Annotated in this window: 15 protein-coding genes; 12 read left to right on the top strand and 3 right to left on the bottom strand. The window is 72.1% G+C overall.

Annotated elements, in window-relative coordinates:
- Positions 1–45: 45 nt before the first annotated feature.
- The gene (locus tag ACIHIX_RS14760; RefSeq protein WP_399954879.1) at positions 46–1,575 is read right to left on the bottom strand and encodes an SDR family oxidoreductase; all 1,530 of its coding nucleotides are present in this window, start codon (positions 1,573–1,575) and stop codon (positions 46–48) included.
- A gap of 106 nt (positions 1,576–1,681) precedes the next feature.
- Here ACIHIX_RS14760 and ACIHIX_RS14765 point away from each other — a divergent pair, with 106 nt between their 5' ends.
- The 3 genes from ACIHIX_RS14765 to ACIHIX_RS14775 all read left to right on the top strand — a co-directional run bounded on the left by ACIHIX_RS14765 (position 1,682) and on the right by ACIHIX_RS14775 (position 4,748).
- Positions 1,682–2,191: a MarR family winged helix-turn-helix transcriptional regulator gene (locus ACIHIX_RS14765; protein WP_399954882.1), complete on the top strand. Its 510-nt coding sequence runs from the start codon at positions 1,682–1,684 to the stop codon at positions 2,189–2,191.
- 166 nt (positions 2,192–2,357) lie between these two features.
- A complete protein-coding gene (locus ACIHIX_RS14770; RefSeq protein ID WP_399954885.1) occupies positions 2,358–4,451 on the top strand; it encodes an MMPL family transporter in 2,094 nt (697 codons plus the stop codon).
- A 96-nt stretch (positions 4,452–4,547) separates the two neighbouring features.
- Positions 4,548–4,748: a hypothetical protein gene (locus ACIHIX_RS14775; protein WP_399954888.1), complete on the top strand. Its 201-nt coding sequence runs from the start codon at positions 4,548–4,550 to the stop codon at positions 4,746–4,748.
- 6 nt (positions 4,749–4,754) lie between these two features.
- On the opposite strand, the gene ACIHIX_RS14780 is transcribed toward ACIHIX_RS14775, so the two are convergent.
- The gene (locus tag ACIHIX_RS14780) at positions 4,755–5,675 is read right to left on the bottom strand and encodes a LysR family transcriptional regulator (RefSeq protein WP_399954891.1); all 921 of its coding nucleotides are present in this window, start codon (positions 5,673–5,675) and stop codon (positions 4,755–4,757) included.
- A gap of 144 nt (positions 5,676–5,819) precedes the next feature.
- Here ACIHIX_RS14780 and ACIHIX_RS14785 point away from each other — a divergent pair, with 144 nt between their 5' ends.
- The 7 genes from ACIHIX_RS14785 to ACIHIX_RS14815 all read left to right on the top strand — a co-directional run bounded on the left by ACIHIX_RS14785 (position 5,820) and on the right by ACIHIX_RS14815 (position 12,190).
- The gene (locus ACIHIX_RS14785) at positions 5,820–5,897 is read left to right on the top strand and encodes a putative leader peptide (RefSeq protein WP_353962852.1); all 78 of its coding nucleotides are present in this window, start codon (positions 5,820–5,822) and stop codon (positions 5,895–5,897) included.
- A gap of 109 nt (positions 5,898–6,006) precedes the next feature.
- Complete coding sequence (gene sfnG, locus ACIHIX_RS14790; RefSeq protein ID WP_399954894.1) at positions 6,007–7,116, top strand: dimethylsulfone monooxygenase SfnG; 1,110 nt, start codon at positions 6,007–6,009, stop codon at positions 7,114–7,116.
- A gap of 13 nt (positions 7,117–7,129) precedes the next feature.
- Positions 7,130–8,347, top strand: coding sequence for an acyl-CoA dehydrogenase family protein (locus tag ACIHIX_RS14795; RefSeq protein WP_399954896.1), 1,218 nt, complete (start codon positions 7,130–7,132; stop codon positions 8,345–8,347).
- 62 nt (positions 8,348–8,409) lie between these two features.
- Entirely contained in the window at positions 8,410–8,964 is a 555-nt protein-coding gene (gene ssuE / locus ACIHIX_RS14800) for an NADPH-dependent FMN reductase (RefSeq protein WP_399954899.1), read from the top strand.
- A 6-nt stretch (positions 8,965–8,970) separates the two neighbouring features.
- Positions 8,971–10,155, top strand: a complete 1,185-nt coding sequence (locus ACIHIX_RS14805; protein ID WP_399954902.1) for an SfnB family sulfur acquisition oxidoreductase — start codon at positions 8,971–8,973, stop codon at positions 10,153–10,155.
- Between the two features lie 22 nt (positions 10,156–10,177).
- Positions 10,178–11,323, top strand: a complete 1,146-nt coding sequence (locus tag ACIHIX_RS14810; protein ID WP_399954905.1) for an LLM class flavin-dependent oxidoreductase — start codon at positions 10,178–10,180, stop codon at positions 11,321–11,323.
- A 42-nt stretch (positions 11,324–11,365) separates the two neighbouring features.
- Complete coding sequence (locus tag ACIHIX_RS14815) at positions 11,366–12,190, top strand: alpha/beta fold hydrolase (RefSeq protein ID WP_399954907.1); 825 nt, start codon at positions 11,366–11,368, stop codon at positions 12,188–12,190.
- On the opposite strand, the gene ACIHIX_RS14820 is transcribed toward ACIHIX_RS14815, so the two are convergent.
- Entirely contained in the window at positions 12,187–13,233 is a 1,047-nt protein-coding gene (locus tag ACIHIX_RS14820; RefSeq protein ID WP_399954909.1) for an acyl-CoA dehydrogenase family protein, read from the bottom strand. The two genes, ACIHIX_RS14815 and ACIHIX_RS14820, sit on opposite strands and share 4 nt — an antisense overlap.
- A 98-nt stretch (positions 13,234–13,331) precedes the next feature.
- On the opposite strand from ACIHIX_RS14820, the gene ACIHIX_RS14825 reads away from it, so the two are divergent.
- Both ACIHIX_RS14825 and ACIHIX_RS14830 read left to right on the top strand, forming a co-directional pair.
- Positions 13,332–13,688, top strand: a complete 357-nt coding sequence (locus ACIHIX_RS14825) for a YciI family protein (protein WP_399955614.1) — start codon at positions 13,332–13,334, stop codon at positions 13,686–13,688.
- On the top strand, positions 13,685–14,854 hold the full coding sequence (locus ACIHIX_RS14830) for an RNA polymerase sigma factor (protein WP_399954912.1): 1,170 nt from the start codon (positions 13,685–13,687) through the stop codon (positions 14,852–14,854). Before ACIHIX_RS14825 ends, ACIHIX_RS14830 begins: the two co-directional genes overlap by 4 nt.
- Positions 14,855–14,863: the final 9 nt, after the last annotated feature.

Genomic DNA, 14,863 nt, shown 5'->3' on the forward strand with positions numbered 1-14,863 from the left:
TTCGGCCTCGGTGGACGCCGAACGAGGTGGATCGGGACGGGGACGTCAGCGTGTGGGGACGGGCTCGCTCGGCGGCTCGGCCGGTGTCCGGGCCGCCGCCCGTGCGATGTTGCGGGCCATGCCGCCGAACACGAGTGCGTGGAAGGGGGAGACGCTCCACCAGTACGCGTGCCCGAGCAGACCGCGGGGGTGGAACAGGGCGCGCTGGTGGTACCGGGTGCGGCCGGCGGCGTCGGTCCGCACGCGCATCTCCAGCCAGGCCAGACCCGGCAGCCGCATCTCGGCGCGCAGCCGCAGCAGCCGTCCCGGCTCGATCTCCTCCACCCGCCAGAAGTCCAGCGAGTCCCCGACCCGCAGCCGGGCCGCGTCCCGGCGGCCCCGGCGCAGACCGACCCCGCCGACCATCCGGTCCAGCCAACCGCGCAGCGCCCAGGCCAGGGGGAAGGAGTACCAGCCGTTCTCGCCGCCGATCCCCTCGATGACCCGCCACAGCGCGGCCCGTGGGGCGTCGACGTCGATCTCCCGGACATCGGTGTAGAGGCTGCCGCCGGCCCAGTCCGGGTCGGTGGGCAGGGGATCGCTGGGGGCACCAGGGACGGCCGCCGAGGACCAGCGGGTCGCCACCTGCGCGTCGCGGACCCGGCGCAGGGCCAGCCGGACGGCTTCGTCGAAGGCGATCGGGTGGCCCGGCGGATCCGGCACGTACCGTGCGATGTCGTGCTCGCGGCAGACGACCTCGTGCCGCAGGGACTCGGTCAGCGGACGGGCGAGGGACGCCGGTACGGGGGTCACCAGTCCGACCCAGTGGCTGGACAGACCGGGGCTGAGCATGGGCACGGTCAGGATGAGCCGGTGCGGCAGTTCGGCGACGGCCGCGTACCTGAGCATCATCTCCCGGTACGTCAGCACGTCCGGGCCGCCGATGTCGAAGGCGCGGCTGACCTCGGCCGGCATCCGGGCGCTGCCCACCAGGGCGCGCAGCACGTCGCGCACCGCCACCGGCTGGATGCGGGTGCGCACCCAGCTCGGGGTCACCATCACCGGGAGGCGTTCGGTGAGGTAGCGCAGCATCTCGAAGGAGGCCGAGCCCGAGCCGATGACGACCGCCGCCCGCAGGACGGTGGTGGGGACGCCGGAGTCCAGCAGGATGCGGCCCACCTCGGCGCGGGACCGCAGATGCGGTGACAGCTCCCGTTCGGGCACGTCCGCGGGGGTGAGCCCGCCCAGATAGACGATGCGGCGCACGCCCGCGGCACGGGCCCCCTCGCCGAAGATCCGGGCGGCCCGCCGGTCGGTCTCCTCGAAGGCGTCGCCGGTGCCCAGCGCGTGCACCAGGTAGTAGGCGACCTCGGTGCCGCGCAGGGCCTCGGCGACCGCGTCGGCGTCCAGGACGTCACCTCGTACCACCTCCACCTCGGCCGACCACGGCTGGTCGCGGAGTTTGCCGGGGGACCGGGCCAGACAGCGCACCCGGTACCCGGCGGCCAGCAGCTCGGGCACGAGCCGGCCGCCGAGGTAACCCGTCGCACCGGTCACCAGACAGCGCGGCGCCGGCCCGGTGTCCACGTCGTTCATATCTGCGGCAGACCTTTCGTGTCGTGTCCCCTGTGATCACTTCCACGGGCGGGGCGGTGCCGGATGCAGTCCTCTCCTGGTGCGCCCGCTTCTATAGGCTTCTCGCGTGGGCACCGCAGACGAACCGAATCCGCAGGCGACAGCACCGGGACGGCCCCGTCCTTCCGCGGGGACGGATCTCCAGTCGCTGGCGGTCCAGCTGCGCCGGATGAACGGTGAGATCAACCGCCTGGTCCACGGGTTCGCGGGTGATCAGGGGCTGCACGCGACCGACGTCCAGGCGCTGGCGGCGATCCTGGACGCCGACGAGCCGATGACGCCGGGGCGGCTGCGTGAGCACCTCGGGCTGACCTCGGGGGCGGTCACGGCCTGCGTCGACCGGCTGGAGCGGGCGGGCCACATCCGGCGGGTCCGGGAGAGCAGCGACCGCCGGGTGGTGCACCTGTACTACGCCGCCGACGCCAGGGTGGCGGCCCGCACCTATTTCCGCCCGCTGGCCCGGGCGGCCGAGGGGGCTCGGGAGCGCTTCAGCGAGGACGAGCTGACGGTCGTCACCCGCTTCCTCACGGCGATGAACGAGGAGCTGTCCCTGCTCCGCCCGCCGCACGGCACCTAGAGCGGGCTCCGCCGCCGGAAACAGGGGGATCCGCCGCCGTAGAAACATGGCGTCCGCCGCATCCGGGGACCCGGTGTGAGCAGAAGGTTCAATGATTGAGATTCTTTGCCATTGAGATACCTGTCCCTTGAGGTACCTGAGGCATCTGCTCACAGCTTGGAGAACCATGTCCCTCACCCCGCGCCGAGGCCGCTTCCTCGTGCCGCTCCTGCTGCTCGCCGTCTGGCTCGGCATCGGCGGGATCCTCGGCCCCTTCGCCGGCCGGCTCGGCGAGGTCGCGACCAACGACCAGGCGGCCTTCCTGCCCCGCAGCGCCGAGTCCACCGAGGTCGTCGCCGCCCAGCGCGCCTTCCGCCAGGACGAGACCCTGCCCGTGATCGTCCTGTGGACCGACGAGGACGAGGGCCAGGTCGCCGACCGGCGGTCCACGGCCGGACGCGCGCTCGCCTCCCTCGCCGGCACCGCGGGCGTGGTCGGGGACGTGTCGCCCGCGCTGCTCTCGAAGGACGGCCAGGCCCTCGAAGGCGTCGTCCAGCTCCGCCCCGACCTCGGGGAGCGGCTGCCCGAGACCCTCGACCGGATCCGCGCGGCCGCCGAGCGGGTACCCGGCAGCACGGTCCGGCTGGCCGGCCCCGCCGCCACCCAGGCCGACCTGTCCGACGCCTTCGCCGGCATCGACGGACTGCTCCTCGCCGTGGCGCTGGTCACCGTCCTGGTGATCCTGCTGCTCGTCTATCGCAGCCTGCTCCTGCCGTTCGTCATCATCGTCGGCGCCGTCCTCGCCCTCGGCCTGGCCTGCGCGATCGTCTACGCGCTCGCCGACCACGGAGTGGTCCGCGTCGACGGACAGGTCCAGGGCATCCTGTCGATCCTCGTCATCGGCGCCGCCACCGACTACGCCCTGCTGCTCACCGCCCGCTTCCGGGAGGAACTCGCCGTCCACCCGGACCGGTTCACGGCCGTACGGGCCGCGCTGCGGCAGTCGTGGGGCGCGATCGTGGCCAGCGGCGCGACGGTCGCCCTGGGGCTGCTCGCGCTGCTGATCAGCGACCTGACCAACAACCGGGCGCTCGGACCGGTCGGTGCGATCGGTGTCTGCTGCGCCGTACTCAGCACGCTCACCTTCCTACCCGCCGTGCTCGTCCTGCTGGGCCGCGCCGCCTACTGGCCCGCCGCCCCCCGCCCCGACACCGGCCACGGCGTCTGGCGTCGTGTCGCCGCCCTGGTGGACCGGGCACCCCGCAAGGTCTGGGCGGGCTCCCTCCTCGCGCTGCTGGTCTGCGCCGCGTTCGCGCCCACCCTCGCCTCCCGGGGCGTCCCCCTCGACGAGACCTTCGTCGACGACGCCCCTTCGGTGACCGCCCAGCAGACCCTCGTACGCCACTTCCCGGGCGGCTCCGGCAACCCCACCGTCGTCATCGCCGACGCCGACCGCCTGGACCGCGTCATCGACACCGCCCTCGCCACGAAGGGTGTCGCCGCCGCGGCCGGCGTCACCAGGAGCGGGCAGCCGGGCGGCACCCCGCTGGTCGTCGACGGACGGGTCCGCGTCGACGTCACCCTGGCCTCCGCCGCCGACAGCGACGACGCCAAGGACACCGTCGCCCGGCTGCGCACCGCCCTGCACGCCGTGCCGGGCGCAGGCGCCCTGGTCGGCGGCTACACGGCCCAGCAGTACGACACCCTGCGCACCGCCGAACACGACCGCACCCTGATCGTCCCCGTGGTCCTCGCGATCATCCTGGTCATCCTCACCGTGCTGCTGCGCTCCCTGCTGCTGCCGGTCCTGCTGGTGGCGACCGTCGCGCTCAACTTCCTCGCCACGCTGGGCGTTTCGGCCCTGGTCTTCGAGCACGTCCTCGGCTTCGGCGGCACGGACCCGTCCGTACCGCTGTACGGCTTCGTGTTCCTCGTGGCCCTCGGCGTGGACTACAACATCTTCCTCATGTCACGGGTACGGGAGGAGGCCCTGCGGCACGGGACGCGCCAGGGTGTGCTGCGCGGACTGGTCGGCACCGGCGGTGTCATCACCTCGGCGGGTGTGGTGCTCGCCGCGACCTTCGCCGCCCTCGGGGTCATCCCGCTGGCCTTCCTGGTGCAGATCGCCTTCATCGTCGCCTTCGGCGTACTCCTCGACACACTGGTGGTCCGCTCGCTGCTGGTGCCCGCCCTGGCCCGGGACCTCGGGCCCGTCGCCTGGTGGCCCGGGGCGAAGGCGTTCCCGACGGACGAGAGGCGAGAGGGAGTTGAGGCCGGCTGACATCGGGCGGACTGTCCGCGCGGTTCCCGGGCAACCGGAGAGTACGACGGTGGTGAGGACCGCCGTCGTACCGAACCGAAGACGAACCGAAGATCGATGCCGGAGGTGATCGCCGCTATGGGCGCGAAGGTGTTGGAGCGATTCCCGGCAGGTGCTCCGCGCGGATCGTGGCCGGCGGAGGAGTACGCGGCACGGCGGCGCGCGGAGGGCGAGCCGGCGACGGTCGTGATGGACCTGAAGTCGGACGCGTTCCTCGTGGTGGTGCCGGGCCTGGACGACGACCGGGCAGGCAGCTGAGAGGGCTCAGGCGCGGGCCGACAGGGTGCCGCCCAGCGCCCGGGCCCGCGCCACGAACACCTCGTGCAGATCCAGCACCGCACGCGGCACCGGGTCCGCCCGGCGCCGTTGCAGCATCAGCAGCACCCGCGTCGCGTCCCCGGCGATCGGACGGTGGGTGAGGACACCACCGCGGACGAGGGGATCGTCGATCACGCTGAAGTCCGGCAGGACCGTCACCCCCAGCCCTTCCGCGACCATCAGCTTGCCCATCTCGGCGCCGTCGGTGGAGTAGGAGAACGACGGCGACCGCCCGTCCAGCAGCCGGTGCACATAGCGGTGCATCACATAGCCGGAGCGCATCGCGATGAGCGGCACCTCCAGCAGATCGGCCACCGACAGCGCGGCGCGTGCCGCGAGGGGACTGTCCGGACGCAGGCACACCACCGGGCGGCCCCGCAGCAACTCCGTGCCCTCCAGACCGGCCGGGACGTCGTCGCCCTCCAGATGGTTGACGAGCCCGAGATCGAACCCGCCCTCGTCCAGCGCCCGGTGGATGTCGGTCTGTTGGGCGCCGACCACCTCGACCTGGGTGACCGGATGCGTGGCGCGGAACTCCCGCACCGCCGGAATGAGCAGCGGCACGGTCGCCGCGTTCACCGTGCCGACCCGCACCATCCGGCTGATGCGGTGCTGTTCGCCCGCCGCCGCCCTGAGCCGGTCCACCGCGTCCAGCACATTGATGATGTGCGGCAGCAGTTCCCGGCCCTCCGAGCTCATCGTCGCGCCCGAGCGTTTGCGCTCCAGGAGGTCCACCCCCAGCTCGCGTTCCAGATTGCGCACGGTCTCGCTCAACGCGGGCTGCGAAAGGCGCAGTTCCTCGGCCGCCCGGCGCAGCGAACCGAGCCGTGTCACGGCCGCGATGTATTCCAGTTGTTCGGTACGCACGCCCTGCAGAATGCGGGTGGTTTCCCGGCGCGTTCAAGGGTTTCCCTGTCACACGTTCGTGAAATTCAATGGTCCGGGATACGAGACCGGTCGGGTTCTCCTTGACGCTTCTCGCCGAGGACTGCGACGATCGACGGCATGAAGATGCGACTGGACCTCACGCGGCGACGCCATGTCGACCTCGCCCGGGTTTCCAGCGCCTCCTGTTGCCCCGCGGCCTGATCACTCCACGGATTCGCCGCGCACCCTCCGTTTTCCCGCCTGAATTCACCGCGCCCGCGCATTTCCTGAATTCGGCGTGCCCGAAAACATTCCGCAACAGGAGTTCCGCATGCCCGCAGAGCCCGTCAAATTCGCCTACTGGGTCCCCAACGTCAGCGGGGGACTCGTCACCAGCAGGATCGAGCAGCGCACCGACTGGGGCTACGACTACAACCGTGAACTCGCCGTCCTCGCCGAGAACAACGGCTTCGACTACGCGCTCAGCCAGGTCCGCTACATGGCCAGCTACGGCGCCGAGTTCCAGCACGAGTCGACCAGCTTCAGCCTCGCCCTGCTCCTCGCCACCGAGCGCCTGAAGGTCATCGCCGCCGTCCACCCCGGCCTGTGGCACCCCGGCGTCCTCGCCAAACTCGGCGCCACCGCCGACCACTTGTCGAACGGCCGCTTCGCCGTCAACGTCGTCTCCGGCTGGTTCAAGGGCGAGTTCACCGCCCTCGGCGAACCCTGGCTGGAGCACGACGAGCGTTACCGCCGCTCCGAGGAGTTCATCCGCGCCCTGCGCCAGATCTGGACCGAGGACCACACCGAACTCGCCGGAGACTTCTACCGGTTGCGTGACTTCTCCCTCAAGCCCAAGCCGCTCAACACCCCCGAACGCCCGCACCCGGAGATCTTCCAGGGCGGCAACTCCACCGCCGCCCGCGCCATGGCCGGCCGGGTCTCCGACTGGTACTTCTCCAACGGCAAGGACTTCGACGGGGTCGTCGAGCAGATCGACGACGTCCGCAAGTCCGCCGCCGAAGTCGGCCGCACCGCACCGAAGTTCGGCCTCAACGGCTTCCTCATCGCCCGTGACACCGAGGCCGAGGCCCGTGACACCCTGCGCGAGATCGTCGCCCAGGCCGACACCGAGGCCGTCGAGGGCTTCGGCGCGGCCGTGAAGCAGGCGGGCCAGTCCACCGCCGACAAGAAGGGCATGTGGCAGGACTCGTCGTTCGAGGACCTCGTGCAGTACAACGACGGCTTCCGAACCGGTCTCATCGGCACCCCGGAGCAGATCGCCGAGCGGATCGTCGCCTACAAGAAGCTCGGCGTCGACCTCTTCCTCCTCGGCTTCCTGCACTACCACGAGGAGGTCGAGTACTTCGGCAGGCGCGTGCTGCCCCTGGTCCGCGAGCTGGAGGCCCAGCTCCCCGAGTCCGTCCCCGCCCAGGTCTGAGGAGGCAACCGACATGAGCATCGCCACGAACACCGACTGGCAGCACCGCCCCGCCCCCGAGACCGCTCAGGACTGGATCGCCCGCGCCGCCGAGGTCGCCGCCGTCCTCGCCACCGACGCCGCCGCCCGCGACCGGGCCGGCGCCACCCCGTACGCCGAGGTCCAACTGCTCAAGGACTCCGGCCTCGTCACCCTGCTCGGCCCCACGGAGCACGGCGGCGGGGGCCAGGACTGGCCCACCGCCTACCGGGTCGTCCGCGAGGTCGCCAAGGCCGACGGCTCCATCGGCCAGCTCCTCGGCTACCACTACCTCTGGAACTGGGCCGCCCGTCTGGTCGGCACCCGCGAACAGTGGGAGCACGTGGAGGCCGAGGCCGCGCGGGGCCGCTGGTTCTTCGGCGGGGCCGTCAACCCGCGCGACAAGGACGTGACCGTCACCGAGGACGGCGACGACCTCGTCTTCACCGGCCGCAAGACCTTCTCCACCGGCAGCAAGGTCTCCGACGTCACCGTCCTCGAAGGCGTCCTCGAAGGCACCGACGACCACGTCTTCGCGATCGTGCCCTCCGACAGCGAGGGCCTCACCTTCCACGACGACTGGGACAACATCGGCCAGCGGCTCACCGAGAGCGGCGGCGTCACCCTCGACGGAGTCCGCACACCGTGGTCGTCGGCGGCCGGCTACGTCGACAAGCAGTTCCGGCCGCGCACCTACAACACCCTCAACGTCCCCACCATCCAACTGGTCTTCGTCAACTTCTACCTCGGGATCGCGGGCGGCGCCCTGGAGACGGCCGCCGCCTACACCCGCACCAAGTCCCGCTCCTGGCTGCACGGCGGACACGAGCGCGCGGTCGACGAGCCGTACGTCATCGACGTCTACGGAGACCTCACCGCCAAGCTCTGGGCCGCGGAAGCGCTCGCCGACGCCGTCGCCGCCGAGGGGCAGAAGCTGCACGACGACCCCGACGCGGTCACCGAGCGGACGCGCGGCGACTTCGAGGTACGGGTGGCGGCCGTGAAGGCCCGCGCCACCGATGTCGCCCTGGAGATATCCAACAGGATCTTCGAGGTCACGGGCGCCCGGGCCACGGCCACCGCCGAGGGCCTGGACCGGTTCTGGCGCAACGTCCGCACGCACACCCTGCACGACCCGGTCGCCTACAAGCGACGCGAGGTCGGCCGCTGGGTCCTGGAAGGCGAACTGCCCGAACCCACCTGGTACTCCTGACCGCTTCCCCAGGGGCGCCCCCGCCCGAACCGGGGGCGCCCCGCCTCCCCGAAAGAGGACCCATGGCCACCGTCCTGTCCGTCTCCGGCAGCCCCTCCGCCTCCTCCCGCACCAACCGTCTGCTGCGCCACCTCGACCAGCGGCTCGCCGCCCAGGGCCACCAGGTGATCCCCCTCGACGTCCGCACCATCCCGGCCGAGGCCCTGCTCGGCGCCGACTTCACGCACCCGGCGATCGTCGAGGCCACGGAGCTGTTCGCCCGCGCCGACGGCGTCGTCGTCGGCACCCCGGTCTACAAGGCGTCCTACTCCGGCGTCCTGAAGGCCCTCCTCGATCTGCTGCCGCAGTACGCCCTGACCGGAAAGACCGTGCTGCCGCTGGCCACCGGCGGCAGCACCGCTCATGTCCTGGCCATCGACTACGCCCTGCGGCCGGTCCTCAACTCCATGGGCGCCGCCCACATCGTCCAGGGCTGGTTCACCCTCGACAAGGACATCACCGTGCACGAGGACGGGACCGTCAGCGTCGCCACGACCACCCGCGACGCCCTCGCCCAGATCGTCGACCAGTTCTCGTCCGCCCTCGGCCGCACCCCGGTCCTGGCCGCGGCGGGCTGAGCCCCCATGACCGCCCATGTGATCGCCGACGACGCGGAGGCGCTCGCCGTCGCGGCTGCCCTGGCCGACGAGTTCCGCGCGGGAGCCTGCGCACGCGACGTCGAACGCAGGCTGCCGCGCGCCGAGTTGGACCGGCTCTCCGCGTCCGGCCTGCTCGCCGTCACCGTCCCCGCCGACCACGGCGGGGCGGACGTCGGCGCGACCACACTCGCCGAGATCTTCCGGCTGCTCGGCACCGCCGACGGCAGCCTCGCCCAGATCCCGCAGAGCCACTTCGCCTACGTCAATGTGATACGCCGTCAGGGCACCGAGGAGCAACGGAAGTTCTTCTTCGCCGAGCTGCTCGCGGGCCGTCGCCTCGGCAACGCCCAGTCGGAGGCGGGCACCCGGCACGTCCAGGACATCCGCACCCGCCTGACACCGCGGCCGGACGGCTCGTACGTCCTCGACGGCGTCAAGCACTACTCCACGGGTGCCCTGTTCGCCGACTGGATCCCCGTGCTCGCCCGCGCCGAGGACGACGCACTCCATGTCGCGTACGTGCCGCGGGACGCCACGGGAGTGACGGTGGTCGACGACTGGGACGGTCTCGGCCAGCGCACGACCGCCAGCGGCAGCGTCCGTCTCGACGGCGTGGCGGTCCCGGCCGACCGGATCCTTCCTCATCACCTCACCTTCGAGGGCCCGCAACTGCACGGCGCCGTGGCCCAGTTGCTGCACGCCGCCATCGACGCGGGGATCGCCCGGGGAGCGCTGGCCGAGGCGGCGCGGTTCGTGCGGACCAAGAGCCGGCCGTGGTTCGAGAGCGGCCAGGAGACGGCGGCCGAGGATCCGCTGCTGATCCAGCGGTTCGGCGAGTTGGCCGTGCAAGTGCGGGCGGCGGAAGCGCTGCTGCGCGAGGCCGCCCGAACGGTGGAGGCCGCCCAGGTCGAACTCACCGACGACTCCGCCGCCGAGGCGTCCATCGCGGTGGCCGCCGCCAAGGTGCAGGCCGCGAACACCGCCGTGGAGGTCGCGAGCGCGCTCTTCGAGGTGTCGGGCACCCGCTCCGCCCTCAACTCCCTCAACCTGCACCGGCATTGGCGCGACGCCCGCACCCACACCCTGCACGACCCGACCCGCTGGAAGATCCAGCACATCGGCCGGTACGTACTCAACGGCACCCGGCCGCCCCGCCACGGTCTGCTGTAGCCCATCGATCGGAGACCCCCACGTGTCCCTCACCTTCCACTGGTTCCTGCCCACCAACGGCGACAGCCGGCACGTCGTCGGCGGCGGCCACGGCACCCCGGCCACCGTCTCCGGACGCGACCGGCCGCCGACGGTGGCCTATCTGAGCCAGATCGCCCGCGCCGCCGAGGACCTCGGTTTCGTCGGCGCGCTCACGCCCACCGGCGCCTGGTGCGAGGACGCGTGGCTGACGACCGCCATGGTCAGCCAACACACCGAGCGGCTGAAGTTCCTGGTCGCCTTCCGCCCCGGCTTCGTCTCGCCCACGCTCGCCGCGCAGATGGCGTCCACCTTCCAGCGGCAGTCCGGCGGACGGCTCCTGCTGAACGTGGTCACCGGTGGTGAGAGCCACGAGCAGCGGGCCTACGGCGACTTCCTCGACAAGGACGGCCGTTACCGCCGTACCGACGAGTTCCTGGAGGTCGTACGGGGGCTGTGGGACGGCAAGACCGTCGACCTGAAGGGCGAGCACCTCCGGGTCGAGGACGCACGGCTGGCCCGGGTGCCCGACCCGGTGCCCGAGGTGTACTTCGGGGGCTCCTCGCCCATCGCCGGGGAGGTCGCGGCCAAGCACGTGGACGTCTACCTCACCTGGGGCGAGCCACCCGCGCAGGTGGCGGAGAAGATCGCGTGGGTCCGAGGGCTGGCGGCGCGGCACGGCCGCACCCTCCGCTTCGGCATCCGGCTGCACGTCATCACCCGCGACACCGCCGAGGAGGCGTGGGCCGAGGCGAACCGGCTCCTCGACGGCTTCGACCCCGAGACCGTGAAGTCCGTCCAGGCCGGGCTCGCCCGCAGCGAGTCCGAGGGCCAGCAGCGGATGCTCGCCCTGCACGGCGGCGGCAACCGCGACGGCCTGGAGATCCACCCCAACCTCTGGGCCGGCATCGGCCTGGTCCGCGGCGGCGCGGGCACCGCGCTGGTGGGCAGCCACGACGAGGTCGCCGAGCGGATCAAGGAGTACCACGCCCTCGGGATCGACGAGTTCGTCCTCTCCGGCTACCCGCACCTTGAGGAGGCGTACTGGTTCGGCGAGGGGGTGCTGCCGCGCCTGGCCGCGCAGGGTTTGTGGCGCCACCCGGCCGGGAAGGAGGCCACACCTTCGGCACAGGTGCCGTTCGCGAGCTGAGGTCGGCATCTGCCGGGCGCGCGCGTGGAGAGGAGCGAATCCGTGGCTGAGTGGCAGCTGACCAGGACCTACCGCAGCACGTCCGGGGAGGTCCGCTGGGACAGCCTCGGGGAGCCCGGTCGCGCGGCCGTCGTCCTCAACCACGGCACGCCCTTCTCCTCCTACGTGTGGCGTGCCGTGGCCCGCTCGCTCGCCCGCCGGTACCAGGTGTTCGTGTGGGACATGCCCGGGTACGGGAGCTCGGGGATGTCCGCCGGGCAGGATGCCTCCCTGGCGGCCCAGGGGAAGGTCTTCACCGAGCTTCTGGAGCACTGGGGCCTGGCCGAACCCCGGGTCGTGGCACACGACTTCGGCGGTGCGGTGTCCCTGCGCGCACATCTGCTGCACGGCGCCCGCTACCGCTCGCTCACGCTGATCGACCCGGTCGCCCTCGCCCCCTGGGGTTCGCCGTTCTTCCGGCTCGTCGGCAAGTCCTCGGACGTCTTCGAGCAACTCCCGCCCGCGCTGCACCGGGCCCTCGTGCGCGACTACGTGACCTCCGCCAGCAGTCCTGGGCTGCACCCCGCCGTCCTCGACCGGCTCGTCCAGCCCTGGCTCGGCGACCCCGGACAGGCCGCCTTCTACCGGCAGATCGCCCAGGCGGACCAGCGCTACACCGACGAAGTCGAGGACCGGTACGACGAGATCGCCGTACCGACCCTCATCTGCTGGGGCGAGGACGACACCTGGATCCCCGTCGCCAAGGGCCACGAACTCGCCGCCCGCATCCCGCACGCGCGGCTCGAACTCATCCCGGGCGCCGGTCACCTCGTACAGGAGGACACGCCGGCGGAACTGACGGCCGCTCTGCTCGACTTCCTGGACTAGCCTTGCGCCAGCGCGTCCAGATGTGCCTTCCGCACGACCGACGTCTGCCCCTGAATCAGCAGGAACATCCCCTCGCGGGCCAGGCGCTGGGCAGGGCTGCGCAGGTCCATGGTGCGGCCGCCGCCGGCCACGACCGCTGCCGTCGTGGCCGCCCGCATCAGGTCGTACGCGCGTGTCCTGAGAGCGAGCCGCTCCTCGACGTGCTCGTGCGCGACGGGGTGGTCGGCCAGCTCGTACGCCGCCCGGCGCACCTCCTCGACCCGGGCGCGCAACGCACCGGCCGTCTCCGCCTCGCCGCTGGTCTCCAGCACGCGCAGCGCCGCGTACGTCACCCCGAAGACGGCCGGGGAGGTGTTGGTGCTGCGGGGGATGTCGAGGAGGGCGAACTTCTCCTGCGGGGTGCGCAGCACCACCGACGTCTCGGGCAGCCACAGGCCGTCCAGCTCCAGGGAGACCGTACGGGCGGCCGTGAACGCGGCGAGCCGCATCGGCTCCGACGCGCGCACGCCGGGCTGCTCGCGCGCGTCGGCGAACGCGAACACGATCTCCGAGGAGTCCGTCACGCCCGCGAGCAGCATCACGTCGTTGAGACCCCAGCCCGTGTACCAGGGCACGGTCCCGTCGAACCGCCAGCCGTCGCTGTCCGCGGTCGCCCGCACGGGGATGCGGGGGAAGGCGCGGACATGGGCGTACGCGATCCCGGCGAGCAACTCGCCCGACGCCAAGGGGCGCAACAGCTCCTCCCGCACCGGGAGCCGGGACTTCGCCAGCATGCGCACCGGTGTGTGGTGCTGGGTCTGCACGAACCAGGTCGAGCCGCATGCCCCGGCGAGGATCTCCTGGATCTCCCGCGCCACCGCGTCGGGGGCGTCCGCCCCGCCGTACGCCTCGGGCGCGCTCACCCCGAGCACGCCCGCCCGCCGGATCGCGTCGAGGTGACGCGCGGGCACCTCTCCCTGGTCGACCCGCGCCGCGTCGGGCGCGAGGAGGGTGTCGGCGAGTTCCTGAGTGCGGGCGAGCAGAGCGTCAGGCAAGATGGTCATGGAAAAGATTCTCCTGATCCGGTCGTGCGCGGTGTCGATCCGGGGGTGTGCCGTTCGTGTAGGAGGTGAGAGCACCCCACGACGCCAAGGAGGACGTCATGCAGTACTACCTGCTCAGCGTGATCACACCGGCCGACGGCACGCCGCCCGGACCCGAGGCCATGGCGGACATCGTCCGCAACCTCGACACCTTCCACGACGAACTGCGCGAGGCGGGCGCCTGGGTCTTCGCCGGCGGACTGCACGGCCCCGAGACGGCCACCGTGCTGCGCCCGCACGACGGCGACGTCCTGATCACCGACGGGCCGTACGCCGAGGGCAAGGAGTACCTGGGCGGCATCTGTCTGATCAAGGCCCCCGACCTGGACGCGGCCCTGGAGTGGGGCAGGAAGGCGACCTGGGCCACCACCCTGCCCATCGAGGTGCGCCCGTTCCTGCACCAGGCGCAGGAGTGACACGGGAAACCGTCGACGTCGAGGCCGTCTTCCGCGCGGAGTACGGCCGCGCCGTCGCCGTCCTGGTCCGCGTCCTCGGTGACATCGACCTCGCGGAGGAGGCCGTCCAGGACGCCTTCACCACGGCCGTCCAGCGCTGGCCCGAGACCGGTGTGCCGCCGAGCCCGGCGGGCTGGATCATCACGACCGCCCGCAACCGGGCGATCGACCGGCTGCGTCGTGAGGCCGGCCGGGACGACAGACATGCCGAGGCCGTCCTGCTGCACACTCCCGACGCACCGCCCGAGGAGGGCCCCGTGCGCGATGAACGGCTCCGCCTGATCTTCACCTGCTGCCACCCGGCCCTGGCGCGCCAGGCGCAGGTCGCCCTGACCCTGCGCCTCCTCGGCGGACTCACCACACCCCGGATCGCCCGTGCCTTCCTGGTGCCCGAGCCGACCATGGCCCAGCGTCTGGTCCGGGCCAAGGCGAAGATCCGCGACGCCCGCATCCCGTACCGCGTGCCCCGCGACGCCGACCTGCCGGACCGGCTCAAGGGCGTGCTCGCCGTCATCTACCTGATCTTCAACGAGGGCCCGGCCGACCTGTGCGCGGAGGCGATCCGCCTCGGCCGGCTGCTGACCGAGCTGATGCCGGACGAGCCCGAGGCGACCGGCCTGCTCGCCCTGATGCTGCTCGTCGAGTCCCGCAGGGAGGCGCGGGAGGACGTCGACGGTGTCCTCGTGCCGCTGCCCGAGCAGGACCGGGACCGCTGGGACCGCGCGCTCGTGGCCGAGGGGCACGATCTCGTACGACGGTGTCTGCGCCGCAACCAGCCGGGGCCGTACCAGATCCAGGCCGCCATCCAGGCCGTGCACAGCGACGCACCGCCGACCGACTGGGGGCAGATCCTCCAGCTGTACGACCAGCTGACGGCGCTGGCCCCCGGCCCGGTCGTGGCGTTGAACCGGGCGGTCGCCGTGGCCGAGATCGAGGGCCCCCAGCCCGCCCTCGACCTCGTGGACGGTCTCGCCCTCGACGGCTACCACGTCCTCCACGCGGTCCGCGCCGACCTGCTGCGCCGGCTGGGCCGGGACGCGGAGGCCCGACAGGAGTACGAGGCCGCGCTGTCGCTGGCCGAGAACCCCGCGGAGCGGGCCTGGCTCGAACAACGCCTCACACGCTGAGCGCTTCCC

Source organism: Streptomyces sp. NPDC051913, from assembly GCF_044593635.1.
In the GTDB taxonomy this organism is placed as follows: domain Bacteria; phylum Actinomycetota; class Actinomycetes; order Streptomycetales; family Streptomycetaceae; genus Streptomyces.

Bases quoted from the DNA above. Each gene is read 5' to 3' on its own strand.
- ACIHIX_RS14760 (WP_399954879.1), bottom strand. From the start codon at position 1,575: ATGAACGACGTGGACACCGGGCCGGCGCCGCGCTGTCTGGTGACCGGT.
- ACIHIX_RS14770 (WP_399954885.1), top strand. From the start codon at position 2,358: ATGTCCCTCACCCCGCGCCGAGGCCGCTTCCTCGTGCCGCTCCTGCTG.
- ACIHIX_RS14775 (WP_399954888.1), top strand. From the start codon at position 4,548: ATGCCGGAGGTGATCGCCGCTATGGGCGCGAAGGTGTTGGAGCGATTC.
- ACIHIX_RS14785 (WP_353962852.1), top strand. From the start codon at position 5,820: ATGCGACTGGACCTCACGCGGCGACGCCATGTCGACCTCGCCCGGGTT.
- sfnG (WP_399954894.1), top strand. From the start codon at position 6,007: ATGCCCGCAGAGCCCGTCAAATTCGCCTACTGGGTCCCCAACGTCAGC.
- ACIHIX_RS14795 (WP_399954896.1), top strand. From the start codon at position 7,130: ATGAGCATCGCCACGAACACCGACTGGCAGCACCGCCCCGCCCCCGAG.
- ssuE (WP_399954899.1), top strand. From the start codon at position 8,410: ATGGCCACCGTCCTGTCCGTCTCCGGCAGCCCCTCCGCCTCCTCCCGC.
- ACIHIX_RS14805 (WP_399954902.1), top strand. From the start codon at position 8,971: ATGACCGCCCATGTGATCGCCGACGACGCGGAGGCGCTCGCCGTCGCG.
- ACIHIX_RS14820 (WP_399954909.1), bottom strand. From the start codon at position 13,233: ATGACCATCTTGCCTGACGCTCTGCTCGCCCGCACTCAGGAACTCGCC.
- ACIHIX_RS14825 (WP_399955614.1), top strand. From the start codon at position 13,332: ATGCAGTACTACCTGCTCAGCGTGATCACACCGGCCGACGGCACGCCG.